The following is a 21,188-nucleotide window of genomic DNA, read 5'->3' on the forward strand; positions in this document are numbered from 1 at the left end:
GCTGGGGGGCGAAGCCGCCCCAAACCCAGGCACCTCGGTCCTCCTGAAATACCGCGGCGTCTTTGTTGGGGCGGCTTCGCCCCCCAGCGCGGGGCAAGCCCGCTCACTACGGTTTGAGGCCCAGGCGCTTGGCCATGCGGCCCAGGTTGGCGCGGTCCAGGCCCAGTTCGCGGGCGGCGCCGGCCCAGTTGTGCTGGTGGCGTTCCAGGCAGGCGCTGATGAGCTGGCGCTGGTAGTGCTCGGTGGCCTGGCGCAGGTCGCCAGCGACTACGGGGGCTGATTCGGGCTGCGTTTCGATCGCCGGCGGCGTGCTGATGTCGGGCAGATCCAGGTCCTGGGCACTCAGGCTCAGGATCTTCGGGCGTTCGCGACAGTTGCCCAGGGCCTTCAGGGCGCTGCGTCCGATCAAATGCTCCAGCTCGCGTACATTGCCCGGCCAGTTGTAGGCCAGCAGCGCCGCTTGCGCGTCGCTGCTCAGGCGCAGGCTGCCCAAGCCCATGCGCGAGCGGTTCTGCTCCAGGAAGAACCCCGCCAACAGCAGCACATCGCGGCCACGTTCGCGCAACGCCGGCACTTGTAGCGGGTACACGCTCAGACGGTGGTAAAAGTCGGCGCGGTAACGGCCATTGCGCACTTCTTCGGCCAGGTCGCGGTTGGTGGCGGCGATGAGGCGCACATCCACCTGGTGCTCTTTGTCCGAGCCCAGGCGCTGCAACTGGCCGCTTTGCAGTACGCGCAGCAGTTTGGCTTGTACGCTCAGCGACAATTCGCCCACTTCGTCCAGAAACAAGGTGCCGCCATTGGCCAGCTCGAACTTGCCCCGGCGCTCGTTCAACGCGCCGGTGAAGGCACCGCGCACATGGCCGAACAGTTCGCTCTCCACCAGCGTCTCCGGCAGCGCCGCGCAGTTGAGGCTTATCAGTGGTTTTTCGGCGCGGTGCGAAGCGGCGTGGAGGGCTTGCGCGACCAATTCCTTGCCCACCCCGGTTTCGCCGGTGATCAGCACGGTCAGGTCGCTGCTGCCCACCAGCTTGATTTCCTCCTCCAGGCGCTTGTGGGCCTTGCTCTGGCCGATCATTTCCTTGTGCTGCTGGCCGCTGGCCTGACGATAAATCTCGGCGCGCTGGTGCTCATCTTCGGCACGCAGGGCCAGGTGTTCGATACGTGCGGCGACGTTGACGGTGGCGGCCGCGAGGCTGGCGAAGGCTTGCAGGGCATCCAGTTCGACGCGCTCGAAGCGCTCGGTATCCAGGGCGTCGAGGGTCAGCAGGCCCCAGGGGTGATCGTCGACAAACAGCGGGCATCCCATGCAGTCGTGCACTTGCAGATGCCCATGCACGCCATCGACCAGGCCGTCGTAAGGGTCGGGCAGTTCGCTGTCGCTGTCGAAGCGGGTCGGGCCGGGGCTGCTCAACAGCACGGCAAAGCGCGGGTGTTCGCTGACCTTGAAACGCCGCCCGAGGGTATCGGGGCTCAAGCCGTCGACCGCCAAGGGCACCAGCCATTCGCCGTCCAGGCGCAGCAACGCGGCGGCATCGCACGGCAGCAGGGCGCGCATGGCTTGTAGCAAGCGGCGGTAGCGCTCGCCCTCAGGCAGCTCGCGGGACAAGTCGGCGACCAGAGGCAGCAGGGTCGTGAGCAACGATTGCGCAGTCATAATGACTCCTTGTAGTCCTTATGACTATAAGTTGTAGGAGGTCATACTGACTACAAAATATTTAACTCATTGAAAAATAACCGATAAAAAGTTGGCACGAATGCTGAGTAGGTAAGGGCAATCAGTAAGAAGACCCAGGAGTCAGCCATGCTTAGTGCCCAAGACCGTGCCATCGTCAAATCCACTGTGCCCCTGCTGGAAAGCGGCGGCGAAGCCCTGATCACGCATTTCTATCGCATGATGCTCAGCGAATACCCGCAGGTTCGCCCATTGTTCAACCAGGCCCACCAAGCCAGCGGCGACCAACCTCGGGCTTTGGCCAACGGCGTGTTGATGTACGCACGGCATATCGACCAGTTGGACCAACTGGGCGACCTGGTGGCGAAGATCATCAACAAGCATGTGGCCTTGCAGATCCTGCCGGAACACTACCCGATCGTCGGTGGCTGCTTGCTGCGCGCCATCGCCGAGGTGCTGGGCAGCGAGATCGCCACCCCTGAAGTGCTCAGTGCCTGGGGGGCGGCTTATGGCCAGTTGGCGGACATCCTGATCGGCGCCGAAGCCGCCATCTACGACGAGAAAGCCCAGGCCCCGGGCGGCTGGCGCGGTGCGCGGCCGTTTATCCTGGTCAAACGGGTGGAGGAGAGCGATGAGATCAGCTCCTTCTATTTCGCCCCGGCGGATAACGGCCCGATCCTGGCGGCCGCACCTGGGCAATACATCGGCATGAAGCTGTTGCTCGACGGCGAGGAAGTGCGCCGCAACTACTCCCTGTCGGCCCTGACCGATAAGGGCCTGTACCGCATCAGCGTCAAGCGTGAAGCCAATGGGCGGGTCTCCAATTACCTGCATGACCAGATGCACGTCGGCGCGACTATCGAGCTGTTCCCGCCGGCGGGTGAGTTCACCCTGGCGGCCAGCGACAAGCCGCTGGTGCTGATCAGCGGCGGGGTGGGTATCACGCCGACCTTACCGATGCTCGAAGCGGCCCTGGCGACAGCGCGGCCGGTGCATTTTATTCACTGTGCGCGTAACGGCGGGGTGCATGCGTTTCGCGACTGGGTGGATGGCCTGGCTGCCCAACATCCCCAGCTCAAGCGCTTTTACTGCTATGCCGAGGATGACGGCGTGAGCGCGGCGGCGGACAAAGTCGGCATGCTGACCCGCGAGCAACTGGCGGCGTGGTTGCCTGAGCAGCGTGATGTGGATGCCTACTTCCTGGGGCCTAAAGGTTTCATGGCGGCGATCAAGCGTCACCTCAAGGCATTGGGTGTGCCGGAGAAGCAAAGCCGCTATGAATTCTTCGGCCCGGCGGCGGCGCTGGAGTAATTTCGCGGGAACAACGCTGTTCAATGTGTGGGAGGGGGCAAGCCCCTCCCACATTTGGATCTCTATTTGCCCAGATTAATCTGCTGTTAACCCTTGTCTGTTTAAACCACTCCCTGTGTGTAAACTTGCGGCCATTGGCACAACGACAAAGGGAAACGGGGATGAGTGACGAATTGCGTTTAGGCAGGGAGCGACGCTTTCTGGTGTTGCTGGGCATCATCTGCCTGGCGCTGATCGGCGGGGCGCTGTACATGCAAGTGGTGCTGGGCGAGGCGCCGTGCCCGCTGTGCATCCTGCAACGCTATGCCTTGCTGTTGATCGCGGTGTTCGCGTTCATCGGTGCAGCCATGCGTACCAAGGGCGCGCTCACGTTCTTCGAAGGGTTGGTCGTACTCAGTGCGCTGGGTGGCGTCGCCGCCGCGGGGCATCATGTGTACACCCAGTTGTTCCCCGAGGTCAGCTGCGGTGTGGATGTATTGCAGCCGATTGTCGATGAACTGCCGCTGGCCAAGGTGTTCCCGCTGGGTTTCCAGGTCGATGGCTTTTGCAGCACGCCGTACCCGCCGATCCTCGGCCTGTCCCTGGCGCAATGGGCACTGGTGGCGTTCGTGCTTACGGTGATCCTGGTGCCTCTGGGCATTTACCGTAACCGTCAACGCAACCACTGAGTCGCTGACGAAAACGCCCCGGTCCTTCTTGAAGGAAGGCCGGGGCGTTTTGCTTTGTAGGGATTTTGTGAAACTGCCGTGACAAGGAGCAATTTCAGGTGCGCGCAGTGTGCGACATGTTGTCACACGGAGGCTGTCGCAGGACGTTTCCGAGCCGTGCCACAGGCCATTAAATTTGCGCCAAACGCGCAAATTGTGCTGTCAATTCGTGGCGTGTAAGACCGCGCAAAGCGTGCAGCGTTCGAGTGTCGGAGCGGTCTGCGAATGCCTTGTTTTATGGGCACTTGCCCGCGTTTGGCATGCCCTTACAGGCTGTAAGGGATGTGGCCCTTTGCCCAATAACACGGCAATTTTTGTGGTTTTTGTTGAGAATCGAACGCGATAAGATCGCGAACCGTTGCAAGAATGGTGAAGGATTATTGCTGTAATCGATAAAAATTATTTCTTTATAAGACATGGTTTATACATCGCTAGCTAACTACAATCGCCCGCACTGAATGTCCGGTGCTGTTCAATATTTGAGCATTGGAGCGGTCGAGGAGCAGATGGAAGGCTCTGTGCGACCCCAGGTTCCGGCAGCCTTTCAACTATCCGCACCAAATGGAATTGGTCTGTAACAAGGCCTTTAACCACGAAATCGAATAAGAACTCACTGCAGGTCCGTGAAACGTACATATATGACGTGATGGGCAGGCTCTTATTCAATCGAAGAGAAATGCCAACCCTTGGCAGGGTGAAGTGTTGGCGATCAAAACCCAACTGCATTGCGCAAGCTGCTTTAGAGGTCGTGAGATGAGTAAAAACAGGTACCCCCGATTACTAGGCTTTTTGCCGCTGCTTGGCATGTTGTTAATGCTGGGAGGCTGCAAGTGGACCTTGCTCGACCCAAAAGGACAGGTCGGTCTGGATGAACGAAACCTGATCATCACCGCCACCCTGCTGATGCTGCTGGTCGTGGTTCCTGTGATCATCATGACCTTCGCCTTCGCCTGGAAATACCGCGCGTCGAACACCAGCGCCACCTACGCGCCGAAGTGGTCGCACTCCACCAAGATCGAAATCGCGGTGTGGCTGGTCCCGATCCTCATCATCATTGCCCTGGGTTATGTGACCTACAAGTCCACCCACGCACTGGACCCATACCGTCCGCTGGAATCCGACGCCAAGCCGATCAACATCGAAGTGGTCGCGCTGGACTGGAAGTGGCTGTTCATCTACCCGGACCTGGGTATCGCCACCGTCAACAAGATCGTATTCCCGGAGCACACCCCGGTTAACTTCAAGATCACCTCCGACGCCGTGATGAACTCGTTCTTCATCCCAGCCCTGGGCGGTCAGATCTACGCGATGGCAGGCATGCAGACCAAGCTGCACCTGATCGCCAACCAGAAAGCTGAAATGGAAGGCATCTCCGCCAACTACAGCGGCGCTGGCTTCACCGGCATGAAATTCAAAGCGATCTCGACGAGCCAGGAAGATTTCAACGCCTGGGTAGCCGAAGTCAAGGCCGCACCTAAACAGCTTGATCAAGCTGAATACGACGCCCTGGCCAAACCAAGCCAGAACAACCCAGTCGCTCTGTACTCCGCGTATGAGCCGAACCTGTTTCAGAAAATCGTCGACAAGTACGAAGGTATGAAGCCAGGCAAGCCGGTCAAGCACGAGAAGAAAGAAGTGGCCGTGGTTGAAGGTGCTGACACGGGCTCGCATTCAACTGCTGGGGCAGAGGAGTAAACGATGTTTGGTAAATTAAGTTGGGATGCGGTCCCGTTCCACGAGCCGATCGTGATGGTGACCATCGCCATGATCGCGCTGGGCGGTCTGGCACTGGTTGCAGGTATCACGTACTTCAAGAAGTGGTCCTACCTGTGGACCGAATGGCTGACTTCGGTCGACCACAAGAAAATCGGCGTCATGTACGTCATCGTTGCCATGGTCATGCTGCTGCGTGGTTTTGCCGACGCCATCATGATGCGTACCCAGTTGGCCATGGCCACCGAGGGTTCGCCTGGCTACCTGCCACCTGAACACTATGACCAGATCTTCACCGCTCACGGTGTGATCATGATCATCTTCATGGCGATGCCATTCTTCACCGGCTTGATGAACCTTGCCTTGCCGCTGCAGATCGGTGCGCGTGACGTTGCCTACCCGTTCCTGAACTCCCTGAGCTTCTGGCTGCTGGTTTCCGGCGTGGTGCTGATCAACGTTTCCCTGGGCGTCGGCGAATTCGCCAAGACCGGTTGGGTTGCGTATCCGCCATTGTCGGGCATTCAGTACAGTCCGGGCGTGGGTGTGGACTACTACATCTGGGCGCTACAGCTATCAGGGCTCGGGACGACGCTGACGGGGGTCAACTTCCTGGCCACCGTCCTGAAAATGCGCGCCCCTGGCATGAAACTGATGGACATGCCGATCTTCACCTGGACCTGCACCTGGGCAAACGTCCTGATCGTGGCTTCGTTCCCGATCCTGGCCGCTACCATGGCGCTGCTGTCGCTTGACCGTTACCTGGATTTCCACATTTTCACCAACGAACTTGGTGGCAATCCAATGATGTACGTGAACCTGTTCTGGGCATGGGGTCACCCTGAGGTGTACATCCTGATCCTGCCGGCGTTCGGTATCTTCTCCGAAGTGATCTCGACCTTTACCGGCAAGCGCCTGTTCGGTCACCACTCGATGGTCTACGCTTCCGGCGCGATCTCGATCCTGGGCTTCATGGTTTGGCTGCACCACTTCTTCACCATGGGTTCGGGTGCCAGCGTCAACGCCTTCTTCGGCCTGGCAACGATGCTGATTTCCATCCCGACGGGGGTGAAGCTGTTCAACTGGCTGTTCACCATCTATCACGGTCGTCTGCGCATGACCAGCCAGGTTCTGTGGACCCTGGGCTTCATGGTGACCTTCGCCATCGGCGGCATGACCGGCGTACTGCTGGCCATTCCGGGTGCTGACTTCGTACTGCACAACAGCCTGTTCGTGATCGCTCACTTCCACAACGTGATCATCGGTGGTGCGGTATTCGGCTACATCGCTGGTTTCGCCTTCTACTTCCCGAAAGCGTTCGGCTTCAAGCTGCACGAAGGCTGGGGCAAGGCTGCGTTCTGGTTCTGGATCTCGGGCTTCTTCGTTGCATTCATGCCGCTCTATGCTCTGGGCTTCATGGGCATGACCCGTCGTCTGAACGCCACTACCAACCCTGAGTGGGTGCCGTACCTGTACGTCGCCATGTTCGGTGCGGTAATGATCGCCGTGGGTATCGCCTGCCAGCTGATCCAGCTGTACGTCAGCGTGCGTGATCGCAAGCAGAACATGTGCGAATCCGGTGACCCATGGAACGGCCACACCCTGGAATGGTCGACCTCGTCGCCACCTCCGTTCTACAACTTCGCCGTGATCCCTACTGCGAACACCATTGATGCGTTCACCGAAGCCAAGGAAAACGGTACTGCGTACCAGAAGCCTAAGCACTACGAACCGATCCACATGCCAAGCAACACCGCCACTGGCGTGGTGATGGGCGGCCTGTTGACCGTATTCGGTTTCGCGATGATCTGGCACATCTGGTGGCTGGCAATCGTGAGCCTGGTCGGCACTATCGGTTACTTCATCATTCACGCTGCCCGTGATGATCAAGGCTACATGGTGCCGGTCGAGACGATCGAGCGCATCGAAGCCGAGCAGCACGCTCGCCTGGTAGCCGAGAAGAAGATTCCGGCCAACCGTGTAGAAACCTCGTTGGAACAGGCTTAAACCATGTCGAACTTAGTGACCAATGCTGGACACGCCCATGTCGATGACCATGGGCACGATGACCATCACCACGACTCGGGGCCGATGACCGTTTTCGGTTTCTGGCTCTACCTGATGACCGACTGCATCTTGTTTGCGTCGATCTTCGCGGTGTACGCGGTACTGGTAAACAACACTGCCGGTGGCCCGTCGGGCCACGACATCTTCGAACTGCCTTACGTGCTCGGCGAAACCGCCTTGCTGTTGTTCAGTTCGATCACCTACGGCTTCGCCATGTTGGCCTTCTACAAGGGCAACAAGAAAGGCGTACTGAGCTGGTTGGCACTGACCTTCCTGTTCGGCCTGGGCTTCATCGGCATGGAGATCAACGAGTTCCACCTGCTGATCTCCGAAGGCTACGGCCCGCACCGTTCCGGCTTCCTGTCCGCGTTCTTCACGCTGGTAGGTACCCACGGTCTGCACGTGTCGGCAGGTCTGCTGTGGATGGCGGTGATGATGTATCAGGTCAATAAGCACGGCCTGACCAACACCAACAAGACTCGCCTGAGCTGCCTGAGCCTGTTCTGGCACTTCCTGGACGTGGTCTGGATCTGCGTATTCACCGTTGTCTACCTGATGGGGACTCTGTAATGGCTAATGCACACTCCCATGACAGCCACGATGCAAGCCACGGCAGCGTCAAGTCTTACGCTATCGGCTTCATCCTGTCGGTCATCCTGACCCTGATCCCGTTCGGCCTGGTGATGTACCCAACCTTGCCGAAGTCGATCACCTTGATGATCGTCCTGGCGTTCGCGGTGATTCAGGTTCTGGTTCACCTGGTGTACTTCCTGCACCTGGACCGCTCTGCGGCCCAGCGTGAGAACGTGATTGCATTCGTGTTCGCAGGCCTGGTGATCGTTCTGTTGGTTGGTCTGTCGCTGTGGATCATGTTCAGCATCCACACCTACATGATGGCGAAGTGAGGTAAGACCCGATGTCGCTTAAGCACTTTATCCAAATCACCAAACCGGGGATCATTTTCGGTAACGTGCTTTCTGTGGCGGGCGGTTTCTTCCTGGCCTCCAAGGGACATGTCGATCTGGCCATCTTCCTGGCTGCAATGATCGGCACGTCCCTGGTGGTAGCTTCCGGTTGTGTCTTCAACAACTGCATCGACCGTGACATCGATATCAAGATGGAACGCACCAAGAACCGCGTGCTGGTGCAGGGGCTTATTTCCCTGAAACTGGCACTGGTCTATGCGACCGTCCTGGGTGTTGCCGGTGTGGCCCTGTTGTACAAGGTGGCCAACCCGTTGGCGGCGCTGTTTGCCGTGATCGGCTTTGTCATCTACGTCGGCCTCTACAGCCTGTACCTCAAGCGCAAGTCGGTTCACGGCACGCTGGTGGGCAGTCTGTCGGGGGCGATGCCGCCGGTGATTGGTTATGTGGCTGTGACCAATAGCTTCGACATGGCCGCGCTGACGCTACTGGTGATGTTCAGCCTGTGGCAGATGCCGCATTCCTACGCCATCGCGATTTTCCGCTTCAATGACTACCTGGCTGCCTCGATTCCGGTTCTGCCGGTCAAGCGTGGCATCCAGGTGGCCAAGAAACACATCCTGCTCTACATCCTGGCCTTCCTCCTGGCGACCTTGATGTTGACCTTCAGTGGCTACGCCGGCATGAGCTACCTCGCCGTTGCGGCCGCCATGGGCATGTACTGGTTGTACATGGCCTGGACCGGTTACAAGGCGGTGGATGACACCGTCTGGGCGCGCAAGCTGTTCGTGTTCTCGATCTTCACCATCACCGCGCTGAGCGTGATGATGTCCCTGGATTTCCAAGTACCGAAAGAGCTGTTGCTGACCTACGCACACTGAGTCTTGGAGCAATGAAAAACCCCGCCTTCGAAAGAAGCGCGGGGTTTTTTATATTTTGGCTTGCCTGCGAAAAACCTGAGGGCGTCGTGCCAAACCGGACTCGCTGCGTTATCGTTATCGTTTTTCGCGAGCAAGCTCGCTCTTACACCCACATTCTACAAATGCAGGAAGCGCAGAGATGAGTAAAAAAGCCGTTGTGGTCTTCAGTGGCGGGCAGGATTCGACGACCTGTCTGATCCAGGCCTTGACGCGGTATGACGAAGTGCACTGCATTACCTTCGATTATGGCCAGCGCCATGTGGCGGAAATTGAAGTCGCCCAGCAGCTTGCGAAGCAGTTGGGCGCCACCGTTCACAAAGTGATGGATGTGTCTTTGCTCGGCGAACTGGCCATCAGCAGCCTGACCCGCGACAACATCCCAGTGCCGACCGTGAACAGCTCGGGCGAAAGCCTGCCGAGCACGTTTGTGCCGGGGCGCAATATTCTGTTCCTGACCCTGGCGTCGATCTACGCCTACCAGGTGAAGGCTGAAACCGTGATTACCGGCGTCTGCGAAACCGACTTCTCGGGTTACCCCGATTGCCGCGATGAGTTCGTCAAGGCGCTGAACAAGGCGCTGGAACTGGGCATGGAATACAAGCTGCACCTGGACACCCCGTTGATGTGGCTGAACAAGGCCGAGACCTGGGCACTGGCCGACTATCACAACCAGTTGGAGCTAGTGCGCCATCAGACCCTGACCTGCTACAACGGCATCATCGGTACGGGGTGCGGTAACTGCGACGCGTGCAACCTGCGTGCACGGGGCTTGAATGACTACCTGCAGAACAAGGCTGAAGTCATGCAGAGCCTGAAGCAGAAGTTGCAGCTGAATTAAGTAATTCCCGCGAGCAACCGCTCACCTGTGGCGAGGGAGCTTGCTCCCGCTGGACTGCGTAGCAGGCCCAGTCTTTTCAAACCAAAAGCTGGGGCCGCTACGCGACCCAGCGGGAGCAAGCTCCCTCGCCACAGGTTACAGTGTTGCCGTAGTGCCGGTGATCCAGCGCTTGAACAATGCGCGCGCACCGTAGGCAGGCAGGATATTGAAGAAGGCAAAGCCGACTTTGATCGCGATCTGCACGTAGATCATGCTCAGGATATCGCTGGTTTGCATCGCGCCGTAGAAGGCGATGAAGCAAAACAGGAAGCTGTCGATGATGACCGCGAAGAATGTGCTGAGGAAGATGCGCAGGTACAGGTACTGGGAGTTGGTCAGCTCTTTGATCTTGCACAGCAAGTACGAGTTTATATTCTCGGACACCAGGAACGACACCGAGGAGGCGACCAGTACCGAGGACACTTGGATGATCACGTCGTTGTACGGCCCATCCAGCTTCCAGCCCGGCAGCCCCGGCAGGAAGGTCGAGCCATAGAGCAGGATGATGATCATCGCGTTACTGGCAAACGCAAACAGAATGGCCCTTCTGGCCAGGCGCAGGCCGAACTGCTCGTTGAGCAGGTCCACGATCAGGAAGGTCAGCGGATACAGGAAGGTGCCCGGCGTGACGATGATGCCCAGCGACTCCAGGTAAATGGGTTTGGTCGCGGCGATGCTGGTAAAAATATAGAAGGTGAACAACAGCAGGTTGAGGATGATGTAGATCATCCAGGAGTTCTCGTTACGATCGTTCAAGTCATAGGCGGTCAGCGTGCCTCCCTGCGAATAGAACTTCTTGTACAGGTTCTTGACTTCCATTTTGTTCAGGTTGTCCATTATTTCGCTGTTGATGACTTCGCTCAGTTTCATTTTGATGACCTTGCCGGTGGCAATCACCATGATGATCGCCAGGCTCTTGTCATTCTCAAACCCCAGCAGCTTGTAGTTGCTGTTTTCAACGCTCGCTTCATACGTTGTCATTGAAGCGCTCCTCGATGATGTCGCCGATCACGCACAGGCGTTCCGAAGCGCTACAGGCGTCAAGGGTGATGAACAGCTTGCGGATGGCCCTGTCGTACACCAACTTTTCCTTGCCGGGGCTCGACGTGCCTTTTTGCACGATCAATAAATCACCCGCTTCGTTGATGCCGGGAATGCCGCGCTCCAGGCGCACGCCGATCAGGTTGCAGCAGGTGCCGAAGTAGTAGGTCAACGGATACCGCGTGGCCAGTTCGCCAATACGCTTGTCCAGGTTCTGCATCACCTGGCTTTCCTTGAGCACCGGCACGGCTGCGGGATTCATGTTGCCCAGAGGGGAGACACTGCTCTCGAGGATTTCCTTGGCTTCGAAATCGACGGTCTCGATCTCGTCGTAGGAGATACCGAAGAAGTCGGAGATCTTGCGAATGGTCGACTGCTGTACGTTGACGACCTTGCCTTCCAGGATGTTGTAGATGGTGGTCCTGGTCAGGCCGGCGGCACTGCTTAGCGAAAGCTGGGTTTCGCCACGGCTTTTGATCAAGTACTTGATGTTGCTCTTCAAGTGCTCGGTTTTTTCCCGTTTGTGTATCACGTGCTCACCACTTCCCTTTAGGTATAAACGTCCGTTTTCCACACCGCCAGTTGCACGGCGTCGCGAGTGTTGCACGCGTCGGCCACAACAATAAAGTCCCGCATGCTCTGCCTCGCTGCTTTGCCGTCATCTGTGCGCGCAGAAATGAACATTTAATTGGGAAAATGTTTAAATTTCTGTTTAATTGAATGCCTCGGTTCAGGACGAATCGGCTCGCAACACCCTGGAAGGGAACCGCACTGATGGCACTCAATACCGCACCACTGAAAGACCAGGCCGACCTGCTGCGTCGTGGCCTGGCGGATCTGCACGCTGAAGACCTTGAGCTGGCGAGCATCCTCGATGCGGAAGTCACGCGACAGCACCGCACCTTATCGCTGGTCTCTTCATCCTGCGCCGTTAAACCGCATACGCTGGTGGCCAGTGCCTCGGCCTTGGTCAATGTCACGGCGGAAGGCATGCCGGGCAGGCGTCATCGTACGGGCTGCGAGAACGTCGACCGAGTCGAAGCCCTGGCCATTCGCCGGGCGCGGGAACTGTTCGATGCCCACTACGCAAGCGTGCAGTCGCACTCGGCCTCCAGTGCGATCTCCCAAGTCCTCTCAGCGCTGCTTGAACCGGGCGATACCTTGCTGGGCATGGCCCACGACCATGACGGCGATCTCGCCCTCGGCAGCCCGGCTGTACTCACGGGCGCCTATTACAAAGCCATCCGTTACGGTACCACCGCCGACGGCCTCATCGATTACGCGCAGGTGCGCAGCCTGGCCCTCGCGCATCGTCCGCGCATTATCATCTGCGGGGCGCAGGCTTACTCGCGGGTGGTGGATTTCGAGCGGTTTCGCGAGATTGCCGATGAGGCCGGCGCCATCTTGCTCGCTGACATTTCCTACATTGCCGGGCTGGTCGTGACCGGACGTCATCCCAACCCGATCAACGCAGCCCATGTCACCATTACCTGCACGCACAAGCAATTGGGCGGCCCTCGTGGTGGGCTGATCCTGTCCGGGCGCGATGCGAATACCAAGGTGCCCGGCTTGAAGTCGACCTTCAGCCGCGTCCTCGACCAGGCCGTCTTTCCTCGCATGCAGGGGGCACCGGCAGTCAATATGATCGCGGCTAAAGCGGCTGCCCTGGGGTACGCCAAGTCGCCGGCATTCGACGCCTGCATGGAGCGGGTTCGTACACTTGCCGATGAAATGGCCCGCGCTTTTCAGGCGCATGACTATGACGTCGTGGGTGGGCGAAGCGAAAACCACACGGTGCTGATCCGGTTGCGCGGCGCCATGAACGGCGCCATCGCGGAGTCGGCGCTGGAGGGCTGCGGCCTGCTGGTGAACAAGCATCGCGTACCGGGTGAGACGCGCTCGTCATGGGTCACCAGCGGCGTGTGTATCGGAACCGGTTCCATGGCGCAACGCATGATCGACCCGCCGGGCTGCCGGCAGGTTGTCGCGCTGATTTGCCAGGTGCTGGACAGCGTGACACCGCTGGGCGAGGAGGATTACCGGCAGGACCCTGCGGTACGCGAACAGCTGCGTTCGCAGGTGCAGGCGTTGTGTGCGAGCTACCCCATCATCGACTACCTGGAGCGCTGATCGCCCAGTGCCCGGTTAAATCAGCCGGTGTTCTCCTCGTCATACTCCTCTGTATGAGCTGTGCGAATCCATCCCCGCCTACGAGGAGTCGTTACCATGGTCAGCGTGAGTCGTCGTTCCCTTCTTGCCGTCGGCGCGGCCCTGCCGATACTCGGGCGTCTGGATTGGGCGCTCGCCAGCCCGGCGGCGGCAGCGTCTGACAAGGTATTGCTCAACTACAACGAAAGCCCCTACGGCCCCTCGGGCGCTGCTCGTGAGGCGATGCAGCGTGGGATCGCGACGTCCGGGCGTTATCCCTACCCGGACATGTACGCGTTGGCCGCTTTATTCGCCCAGCAGCAGGCCATCCCGGAAGACCACGTGGCCGTGCTTGCCGGCTCCATGGCCGCACTGCGCTACGCCTTGGTGGCGTTCACCAGCGAAGCCCGCAGCCTGGTGATGGCCACGCCGTCCTACGAACTGCCGCGCCAGGCTGCCGAGTCGCACAAGGCGCCGGTGCACGAAGTGAACCTCGATGCCAGGCACGCCCATGATGTGCCCGCCATGCTCGCCGCTGATCCCCAGGCGGGCCTGCTTTACCTGTGCAACCCCAACAACCCGACCGGCACCCTGACGCCCAGCGCGACGATCCGCCAAGCGCTGGCAAACAAACCCGAAGGCTGCGTGCTGGTGGTGGATGAGGCTTATATCGATTTCTCCGATGCCCCCAGTTGCGTGAGCTGGGTCAAGGACCATGACGATTTGCTGGTGCTGCGCACATTCTCAAAAATCTATGGCATGGCCGGCGCGCGGCTGGGCTTGGCAATCGGCCACCCGACGTTGCTGGAGCGGCTGGCAGTGTTCGGTGGCGATAACGTACCGGCCGCGTCCTCCTTGCTCGGCGCCCGGGCGAGCCTGGAAGATGTCACGCTGCTGCCGCAGCGCAAGGCGCTCAATGCCCGGGTGCGCGAAAAAACGCTGGCCTGGCTCAAGTCCCGCGGCTTCACCTGCACGCTCTCGCAGAGCAACTGCTTCATGATCGACGTGAAACAGCCCGCCGAGCACGTCATCGAGCGGCTTGCGGCACAGAGCGTGATGGTGGGGCGGGTCTGGAAAAACTGGCCGCAGTGGGTGCGGGTGACAGTCGGCACCCAGCAGGAGATGGAACGCTTTCGTGAAGTGTTCGCGGGGCAGGTGATGAACGCTTAGTCGGCCAAAGGCGCAACGCTGCGACTGTGGCGAGGGAGCTTGCTCCCGTTGGACTGCGAAGCAGGCCCAGTCTTTTCAAACCCAAAGCTGGGGCCGCTGCGCGGCCCAGCGGGAGCAAGCTCCCTCACCACAGGCATGAACGCCCTTATTGCGCGGCGATGGCGTAGCCGTCAAAGGCGCTCTGCTGTTGCAGGGCTGTCACGATGCTTTTGCGCGTGACCGGCTGCTCCACGCCGCTGTTATCGATGAAGGTTTCGCTTTCCAGTTCGGCTTCGCTGCCTTCACCCACAAACGCAAAACCAAGGAACTCAAGCGCCTCACGGTCCACGTTCAGTTTGGAGCGTGGCGTGCGCAGCGGCAGGGTGACGCTGATGCCGTCTTTGCTGATCACAAACACTTCGGCTTCTTTCTTGGCGCGGGCCGCCTTGCCCTTGCCGGCGCTTGGGTTGCTGATGGCCTGGTGGCTCTGGTTCAGCACCTTGAGGGCCAGGCCGTAGACCAGTTCCTGAAACTCGGGGTCGTCCTTGAAGCTGGACAGGATGCGGCTGATCGAAAACTGGCTGCTGAGGTTTTCCAGCGCAGCGTTGTCGGCGGCTTCGGCGTCCTTGAGTTGCTTGAGCTGGCCCATCAGGTCGTAGGCTTTGTCATCGTCGAAGGCATCGTGGGCCTGGCGGATAGCGACGCGCAGTTCGCGGATCTGGTCGCTTTCCTTGGAGGTGTGGAACGCGTCCAACACCATCTCGCTGATGATCTTGGCGGCAGGCACATGCTGTGAAAGATTGATGGCGTTTTCGTATTCAGCTTTGGAGTGCAAGGCGACTACGGATTCTTCGGTGTGCGAATCGGACATTGAAATTTCACTACTTCAGTAAGCGGGACAAAAAAGCGTCGCGCATTTTCAAGGGGCAGGGGAGTCAGGTCAAGGCAGCACAATGCCCTTATCGCGACGCAAAGCGTTCAGCGCCCGCTGCAGCCGTACGGCCCGTCCGCAGAACAGACCAACGGTAAGCCCCGAGACGCCACCGACCACCGCCAGCATCTGTGGCGTGCTCAACAGTAGCGGGTGCACCGCCTGCTGGTAGCCGAAATAGTACTTCACTGCAAAAAACAGCTGTGAGACCAGCAAGGTTTTCCATGTGCCTGCCAGCACCAGGGTTTCACCCTTGGCATCCAGTCGGGCGCCATTGGCGTTGAACAACGACATCCCCAGCAGGCTCCCCACCACAGCGCCGCCCGCCCAGGCGCTGCTCGAGAGTATTGACGGCGCCAATGACGTCAGTGACCACACCACCAAAACCACCGGCAGAATCATCAGCGAGCGACGATTCTCACGGCCACCCATACAGGCTTTGATGCCGTAGTAACAAATCCACGCATAAACGGCGTACACCCACAGGGGCGTGCCTTGAAGGATGTCGAGCATGGTGTGCGTCCTTGCAGAAATGTGTGGGTTTTATTCTCAGAAGGCTCAGGTAGCGCTGAAGCGGTTCAGGTTTTCCGAAGCCTTCAGAGTGCTCCTTGTATCACTTTAAGCCAACTGCCGCAGACACGCCTCCAGGATATCCAGCCCTTCCTCCAGCACCGCAGGCTCGATGGTCAGTGGTGCCAACAGGCGGATGATGTGCCGCGACTTGCCGCTGGGCATCAGCAGCAAGCCTGCGTCCCGCGCCAGTTCCAGCAGTTGGGTCAGTTGTTTGGAGGCCGGCGTGCCGTCGGCATTGACCAGCTCGATGCCGCGCATGGCCCCCACGCCGGTCATGCGGCCCAGGTACGCGCACACGCCTTGTGTGCGCCAGGCGTGATAACGGCGGGTGATGGCTTCTTCCTGCTGTGAACCCCAGGTTTTCAGGTGGGCATCCGTCATTGCATCGAGGGTAGCCAATGCGCCTGCGCAGGCGATGGGGTTGCCGGAATAGGTGCCGCCCAGACCGCCCTTGGGCAGGTTGTCGAGCAAAGGTTTACGGCCGACTACGGCGCCCAAGGGCACGCCGCCGGCGATGCTTTTGCCGAGCAGGATCAGGTCCGGTTCGATGCCCAGTCGCGAGAACGCAAAGCGTTGGCCGGTGCGACCAAAGCCGGACTGGATTTCATCGGCAATCAGCAGGATGTGGTTCGTATCGCAGAAGCGCCGCAAGGCTTGGGCAAACTCGATATCCAGGGCCAGGAAGCCGCCTTCGCCCTGCACCGGTTCGATGATGAAACAGGCGACGTCACTGACATCGATTTCCACGCTGAACAAGCGGTCCATGGCCTTCAGCGCTTCGGCGCAAGTGACGCCGTTGTCGGCGCTGGGGTAGGGCAGGTGATACACGGGGCCTGGCAGTACGCCGACCTTTTGCTTGTAGGGCGCGACCTTGCCGTTGAGGTTGAGGGTGGCCAGGGTACGGCCATGGAAGGCGCCGTCAAAGGCGATGACCACCGTGCGCCCGGTGGCGCCGCGCACGATCTTCAAGGCATTTTCAGCGGCTTCCGCGCCGCTGTTGGTGAGCATGCCGCTCACTGGGTAACCCACCGGAATGAACGCGCTGAGGCGTTCCATCAATTGGAGGTAGGGCGCGTGGGGCACGGCGTTGAACGCGTAGTGCGTCAGCTTCGTGGCCTGTTCCCGAATGGCCTCGACCACGCCTGGGTGGCAATGGCCGAGGTTGAGCACACCAATGCCGCCGACAAAGTCGATATAGCGTTTGCCCGTGGTGTCCCACACCTCGGCGTTCTTGCCGTGGCTGAGGCTGATCGGGTGAACGATGGAAATCGACTGGCTGATGGTGGCGTGGCTCATGACTCTCGGACTCGGCAGTGGCGGGCGTTTTTTATCTAAGCCGCACGCCCGGCCCTGTCGCAAACGAAATAAAGTCGCCGGGTCATTATTAAAAGTCAGGATGTGCGCCGACGTAGTCGACTATCCAGTTCAGGAAGGCCTTCACTTTGGGGATATCGCCGGCATGTTCGGCATGGGCAATAAAATGCGCGCCAGCGCTGGGCATTGCGTAGTTCCACGGGATCATCAAGCTGCCGCTGGCCAACTCCTCGGCCACCAGATACTGCGGCACCAACGCCACGCCATAACCCGACTGCGCCGCACGGATACACATGTAGAACGTATCGAAACGCGGCCCGTGGTAGCTGTTCTGCGAGTGCAGGCCCTGCTCCAGAAACCACTCGTGCCAGGCTTCCGGGCGCGAGGTGCACTGCAGAAGGGTATGGCGCGAAGAGGCATCGCTGCCCTCGGCGACGAACCCCGGTGCGCAGACCGGCACCACCGCCTCGTGAAACAACTCGATGCAGGTCGCCCCCGGCCATGAGCCCTGGCCGAAGAAAAACGCGATATCCGCCTTGGCCTGCAGCACGTCAAAAGGCTCCAGCTCGTTGCGTACGTCCAAGTGGATATTGGGATGTTTGGCCGCGAAATCCTTGAGCTTGGGCACCAGCCAACGGTCACCGAACGTTGGCTGGGTCGCGATGCGCAGTACTTCGGTCTCGCCGCCGTAGGTGAGGATATAGCGGCTGGAGATATCCACCTGGGTCAAGATCTTGTGCACTTCGGCCAGGTACAGCGAACCTGCCGGTGACAGGTACAAGCGCTGGCGCACCCGTTCGAACAGGTTGTGGCACAGCATCTCCTCCAGTTGCGCCACCTGCTTGCTCACTGCGCTTTGGGTCAGGTGCAGTTCTTCAGCGGCACGGGTGAAACTCAGGTGGCGGGCGGCCGCTTCGAAGCATTGCAAGGCGGTCATCGAAGGGGTCAAGCGTTTTGAAATCATGCAGTTCATTCCAAATCGGAAGGAGCCTTTGCCGAAAGGTCGTTTGTGGCAGGCGGGAAACCCGCCGATACTGCCTGGCATCACTATAAACCGGCGCGGGCTGTGCAGCGCCGAATAAAAAGGAATGACAGGGAGCGCCTTGCATGAACCCATTCAAAACCACCTTGGCCGTGATCGGCACCACTGCAGCCTTGGCCTTGGCCGGTACTGCGCACGCGGGCGCAACACTGGACGCGATTCAGAAGAAGGGTTTTATCCAGTGTGGGGTCAGCGACGGCCTGCCGGGTTTCGGCGTACCGGACAGCCAGGGCAAGATGACCGGGATCGACGTCGATGTGTGCCATGCCGTCGCCGCAGCGGTATTTGGCGATGCCTCGAAAGTGAAGTTCAGCCAGCTGACCGCCAAGGAGCGTTTCACCGCGCTGCAATCGGGTGAAGTCGATGTGATTTCACGCAATACCACCTGGACCAGTTCGCGTGATTCGGGCATGGGCCTGGTGTTCACCGGCGTGACCTACTACGACGGGATCGGCTTTCTGGTGAACCACAAGTTGGGCGTGACCGACGCCAAGCAACTGGGCGGTGCGACCATTTGCCTCCAGGCCGGCACAACGACCGAACTCAACGTCTCCGATTACTTTCGTACCAACGGCATGAAGTACACGCCGATCACCTTCGATACCGCCGATGAAAGCGCCAAGGGCCTGGAATCCGGGCGTTGCGATGTGTTGACCACCGATCAGTCGGGCCTGTACGCCCAGCGCATCAAGATGGCCCACCCGGACGAATTCGTCGTGCTGCCGCAAGTGATCTCTAAGGAGCCGTTGGGGCCGCTGGTGCGCAAGGGCGACGATGAGTGGTTCAGCATCGTCAAGTGGACGCTGTTCGCCATGCTCAATGCCGAGGAAATGGGCATCACCTCGCAGAACGTCGAAGAGCAAGCCAAGACCACCCGCAATCCCGACGTCGCCCGTCTGCTCGGCGCCGACGGTGAATATGGCAAGGACCTGAAACTGCGCAAGGACTGGGTGGTGCAGATCGTCAAGCAGGTGGGCAACTATGGCGAAGTGTTCGAGCGCAACATCGGCCAGGGCAGCGTATTGAAGATCAAGCGCGGGCTGAATGCATTGTGGAGTGAAGGCGGCATCCAGTACGCGCCGCCGGTGCGCTGATCGTTATTCCGACACCCTGTCCTTTCCCGCCGCCTTGGACCGATACAACGCTTGATCGGCCCTTGCCACCAGGGCGGCGGGAGACTCACCCGGCCGACGTTCCACCACCCCCATGCTCAACGTGAGGGCGAACGCACCTACCGCCGGAGCCTCGTGCATGGCGCGGCGGGCCTCTTCGGCCAGCGCCCTGGCAACCGCCAGCGAGCTTTTGGGCAAGACCCACATGAACTCGTCGCCGCCCCAGCGCGCCAGCAGGTCGCCCTCGCGTACGCAGGCCGACAGGCTCTCCACCACACGCACCAGGGTCTGGTCACCGACGGCGTGGCCGTGCTGATCATTGATCGGCTTGAAGTCATCGATATCCATGGCCACCAGCGCCAGCGGCGAACGAAAGCGTTCGGCGCGCTCGCATTCTTCCAGCAGCACTTTCTCCAGGCAGTAGCGGTTAGCCACGTGGGTCAGGGCGTCGCGTTCAGCCAGGGAACGGTTTTCTTCCAGTTGCAATTGCAGTTGCTGGTTGACCCGCGAGAGCTCGCGGGTGCGCTCGGCCACCAGGGCTTCCAGGGACTGGTTACGTCGCTCAAGCTGTTCGATCGAGGATTTGCGTATCTGGATATCGCGATGGGCACCGACCATGCGCGCCACCGAGCCGTCGTCATTGCGCGCGATGATGTAGCCACGGTCTTCGATCCACAGGTAAGTGCCATCGGCCTTGCGGCAGCGGTATTCGGTTCGGTAAAAGGGCGCACGATGATGAATGTAGTCATCGAACAGTGTCATGACTTGCGGGTAATCATCCGGGTGGATCACGTTCTCCCAGGTGAATACGCTGTTCTCCATGGAGTGGCGGGGGTAGCCGAGCATGTCGTACCAGCCGGGGTTGCGGTAGACGAAGCCGGTATTGGCATTCCAATCCCAGATCCCATCGCTGACCAACTCCATGACCGCGTGAAGCAGTTCGCTGTTGAGGTCGGAAAAATCGTTCCTCAGCGGCGGGTTGTCGGAGGTATCGTCCATATGCGCGCTCCCTGCTTGGATTGGCTCTGAGGGCCAATCATGGTTGACGCCGATACTCCGTGGCTGGCGCTACTTTACCTCGTGGGCCGTGGGCTTTGAATAGGGCGAGAATACTGCTTTAGAGTTGTGGCTATGAGCCATCACTCATGCCGATGTAGGAGCGAGCTTGCTCGCGAAAAACGTCAACGATAACGCGGGTTGCCTGAATGAGCGCGGCGCCTGTGAGTTTTTCGCGAGCAAGCTCGCTCCTGCCAAAAATCTCAAGCAGCGTTTAAAGAACGCTTCCGCCTCCAAGGCTATCCAGATTGCCTGGGCGAGCCGCTTTGTTTCGGCGCCCGCTGAAATCGATGGCGGGGCCAGGCTCGGGCGCAGGCTTGGGTTTTACGGTTGGGGGCCGGTCAGGCGTGACACTGCGATCCGGATGCAGGGAGGCATAGCTGGGCGGAATGCTGAAAAACAAATCGATCATGGCGATCTCCGTTGGTGGGAACGTGTCGAGCGGGTCGACGCTTACCCAACCTACAGAGCACTGGGCGACTGGACCATAAACGTCTCGCGTCAAAAGATGACCGAGCGTGGCGATGGCGCTGCTCCGCTGCGAAGAGGGGGCGTGTACACTCACCCTTCGATTATGGATATTCGGGATACAGGACGTTGGCACCCTTTGATCAGCAAAGACTTTTAGCCAT

20 protein-coding genes are annotated in these 21,188 nt (G+C 59.5%); 12 read left to right on the forward strand and 8 right to left on the reverse strand.

Annotated elements, in window-relative coordinates; genetic code table 11:
• Positions 1-106 precede the first annotated feature (106 nt).
• A complete protein-coding gene (gene norR, locus ACQRBT_RS12445; protein ID WP_104994777.1) occupies positions 107-1,657 on the reverse strand; it encodes a nitric oxide reductase transcriptional regulator NorR in 1,551 nt (516 codons plus the stop codon).
• Between the two features lie 147 nt (positions 1,658-1,804).
• Here norR and hmpA point away from each other — a divergent pair, with 147 nt between their 5' ends.
• The 8 genes from hmpA to queC all read left to right on the forward strand — a co-directional run bounded on the left by hmpA (position 1,805) and on the right by queC (position 10,151).
• Positions 1,805-2,986, forward strand: a complete 1,182-nt coding sequence (gene hmpA / locus ACQRBT_RS12450; protein ID WP_060754369.1) for an NO-inducible flavohemoprotein — start codon at positions 1,805-1,807, stop codon at positions 2,984-2,986.
• Positions 2,987-3,147: 161 nt separating this feature from the next.
• Entirely contained in the window at positions 3,148-3,654 is a 507-nt protein-coding gene (locus ACQRBT_RS12455) for a disulfide bond formation protein B (RefSeq protein ID WP_060754368.1), read from the forward strand.
• A gap of 792 nt (positions 3,655-4,446) precedes the next feature.
• Positions 4,447-5,388: a ubiquinol oxidase subunit II gene (gene cyoA / locus ACQRBT_RS12460; RefSeq protein WP_090368627.1), complete on the forward strand. Its 942-nt coding sequence runs from the start codon at positions 4,447-4,449 to the stop codon at positions 5,386-5,388.
• Between the two features lie 3 nt (positions 5,389-5,391).
• Positions 5,392-7,410: a cytochrome o ubiquinol oxidase subunit I gene (gene cyoB / locus ACQRBT_RS12465; RefSeq protein WP_060754366.1), complete on the forward strand. Its 2,019-nt coding sequence runs from the start codon at positions 5,392-5,394 to the stop codon at positions 7,408-7,410.
• A 3-nt stretch (positions 7,411-7,413) separates the two neighbouring features.
• On the forward strand, positions 7,414-8,040 hold the full coding sequence (locus ACQRBT_RS12470; protein ID WP_060754365.1) for a cytochrome o ubiquinol oxidase subunit III: 627 nt from the start codon (positions 7,414-7,416) through the stop codon (positions 8,038-8,040).
• Positions 8,040-8,375: a cytochrome o ubiquinol oxidase subunit IV gene (gene cyoD, locus ACQRBT_RS12475; RefSeq protein ID WP_060754364.1), complete on the forward strand. Its 336-nt coding sequence runs from the start codon at positions 8,040-8,042 to the stop codon at positions 8,373-8,375. The genes ACQRBT_RS12470 and cyoD overlap by 1 nt, the downstream gene beginning before the upstream one ends.
• A gap of 11 nt (positions 8,376-8,386) precedes the next feature.
• Entirely contained in the window at positions 8,387-9,274 is an 888-nt protein-coding gene (gene cyoE, locus ACQRBT_RS12480) for a heme o synthase (RefSeq protein WP_060754363.1), read from the forward strand.
• A 178-nt stretch (positions 9,275-9,452) separates the two neighbouring features.
• Positions 9,453-10,151 carry a 7-cyano-7-deazaguanine synthase QueC gene (queC, locus tag ACQRBT_RS12485; protein WP_090368631.1) on the forward strand — a complete coding sequence of 233 codons (699 nt, stop codon included), beginning with the start codon at positions 9,453-9,455 and terminating at the stop codon, positions 10,149-10,151.
• A 135-nt stretch (positions 10,152-10,286) separates the two neighbouring features.
• On the opposite strand, the gene ACQRBT_RS12490 is transcribed toward queC, so the two are convergent.
• Together ACQRBT_RS12490 and ACQRBT_RS12495 are read right to left on the reverse strand one after the other, a co-directional pair.
• On the reverse strand, positions 10,287-11,171 hold the full coding sequence (locus ACQRBT_RS12490) for a queuosine precursor transporter (RefSeq protein WP_060754361.1): 885 nt from the start codon (positions 11,169-11,171) through the stop codon (positions 10,287-10,289).
• Complete coding sequence (locus tag ACQRBT_RS12495; protein ID WP_081087003.1) at positions 11,158-11,763, reverse strand: helix-turn-helix transcriptional regulator; 606 nt, start codon at positions 11,761-11,763, stop codon at positions 11,158-11,160. The genes ACQRBT_RS12490 and ACQRBT_RS12495 overlap by 14 nt, the downstream gene beginning before the upstream one ends.
• A 242-nt stretch (positions 11,764-12,005) precedes the next feature.
• On the opposite strand from ACQRBT_RS12495, the gene glyA reads away from it, so the two are divergent.
• Positions 12,006-13,361, forward strand: coding sequence for a serine hydroxymethyltransferase (gene glyA / locus ACQRBT_RS12500; RefSeq protein WP_412046719.1), 1,356 nt, complete (start codon positions 12,006-12,008; stop codon positions 13,359-13,361).
• A 96-nt stretch (positions 13,362-13,457) separates the two neighbouring features.
• Complete coding sequence (locus tag ACQRBT_RS12505) at positions 13,458-14,549, forward strand: pyridoxal phosphate-dependent aminotransferase (RefSeq protein WP_412046720.1); 1,092 nt, start codon at positions 13,458-13,460, stop codon at positions 14,547-14,549.
• Between the two features lie 145 nt (positions 14,550-14,694).
• Here the strand turns inward: ACQRBT_RS12505 and ACQRBT_RS12510 are convergent, their stop codons facing one another.
• The 4 genes from ACQRBT_RS12510 to ACQRBT_RS12525 all read right to left on the reverse strand — a co-directional run bounded on the left by ACQRBT_RS12510 (position 14,695) and on the right by ACQRBT_RS12525 (position 18,310).
• The gene (locus ACQRBT_RS12510; protein ID WP_060754358.1) at positions 14,695-15,399 is read right to left on the reverse strand and encodes a hypothetical protein; all 705 of its coding nucleotides are present in this window, start codon (positions 15,397-15,399) and stop codon (positions 14,695-14,697) included.
• 69 nt (positions 15,400-15,468) lie between these two features.
• Positions 15,469-15,972 (reverse strand): DUF6622 family protein, encoded by a 504-nt coding sequence (locus tag ACQRBT_RS12515; protein WP_244385108.1) that lies wholly within the window; start codon positions 15,970-15,972, stop codon positions 15,469-15,471.
• Between the two features lie 105 nt (positions 15,973-16,077).
• A complete protein-coding gene (locus ACQRBT_RS12520; protein WP_161550051.1) occupies positions 16,078-17,328 on the reverse strand; it encodes a 2-aminoadipate transaminase in 1,251 nt (416 codons plus the stop codon).
• A gap of 88 nt (positions 17,329-17,416) precedes the next feature.
• Positions 17,417-18,310, reverse strand: a complete 894-nt coding sequence (locus ACQRBT_RS12525; protein ID WP_104994771.1) for a LysR substrate-binding domain-containing protein — start codon at positions 18,308-18,310, stop codon at positions 17,417-17,419.
• A gap of 143 nt (positions 18,311-18,453) precedes the next feature.
• Here ACQRBT_RS12525 and ACQRBT_RS12530 point away from each other — a divergent pair, with 143 nt between their 5' ends.
• Entirely contained in the window at positions 18,454-19,482 is a 1,029-nt protein-coding gene (locus ACQRBT_RS12530; protein WP_412046721.1) for an amino acid ABC transporter substrate-binding protein, read from the forward strand.
• 3 nt (positions 19,483-19,485) lie between these two features.
• Here the strand turns inward: ACQRBT_RS12530 and ACQRBT_RS12535 are convergent, their stop codons facing one another.
• Positions 19,486-20,499, reverse strand: coding sequence for a sensor domain-containing diguanylate cyclase (locus ACQRBT_RS12535; RefSeq protein ID WP_090368645.1), 1,014 nt, complete (start codon positions 20,497-20,499; stop codon positions 19,486-19,488).
• Between the two features lie 166 nt (positions 20,500-20,665).
• On the opposite strand from ACQRBT_RS12535, the gene ACQRBT_RS12540 reads away from it, so the two are divergent.
• Positions 20,666-21,184 carry a hypothetical protein gene (locus tag ACQRBT_RS12540; protein WP_198762574.1) on the forward strand — a complete coding sequence of 173 codons (519 nt, stop codon included), beginning with the start codon at positions 20,666-20,668 and terminating at the stop codon, positions 21,182-21,184.
• Positions 21,185-21,188 lie beyond the last annotated feature (4 nt).

The organism is Pseudomonas sp. R19M, assembly GCF_050312585.1.
Classification (GTDB): Bacteria; Pseudomonadota; Gammaproteobacteria; order Pseudomonadales; family Pseudomonadaceae; genus Aquipseudomonas; species Aquipseudomonas palleroniana.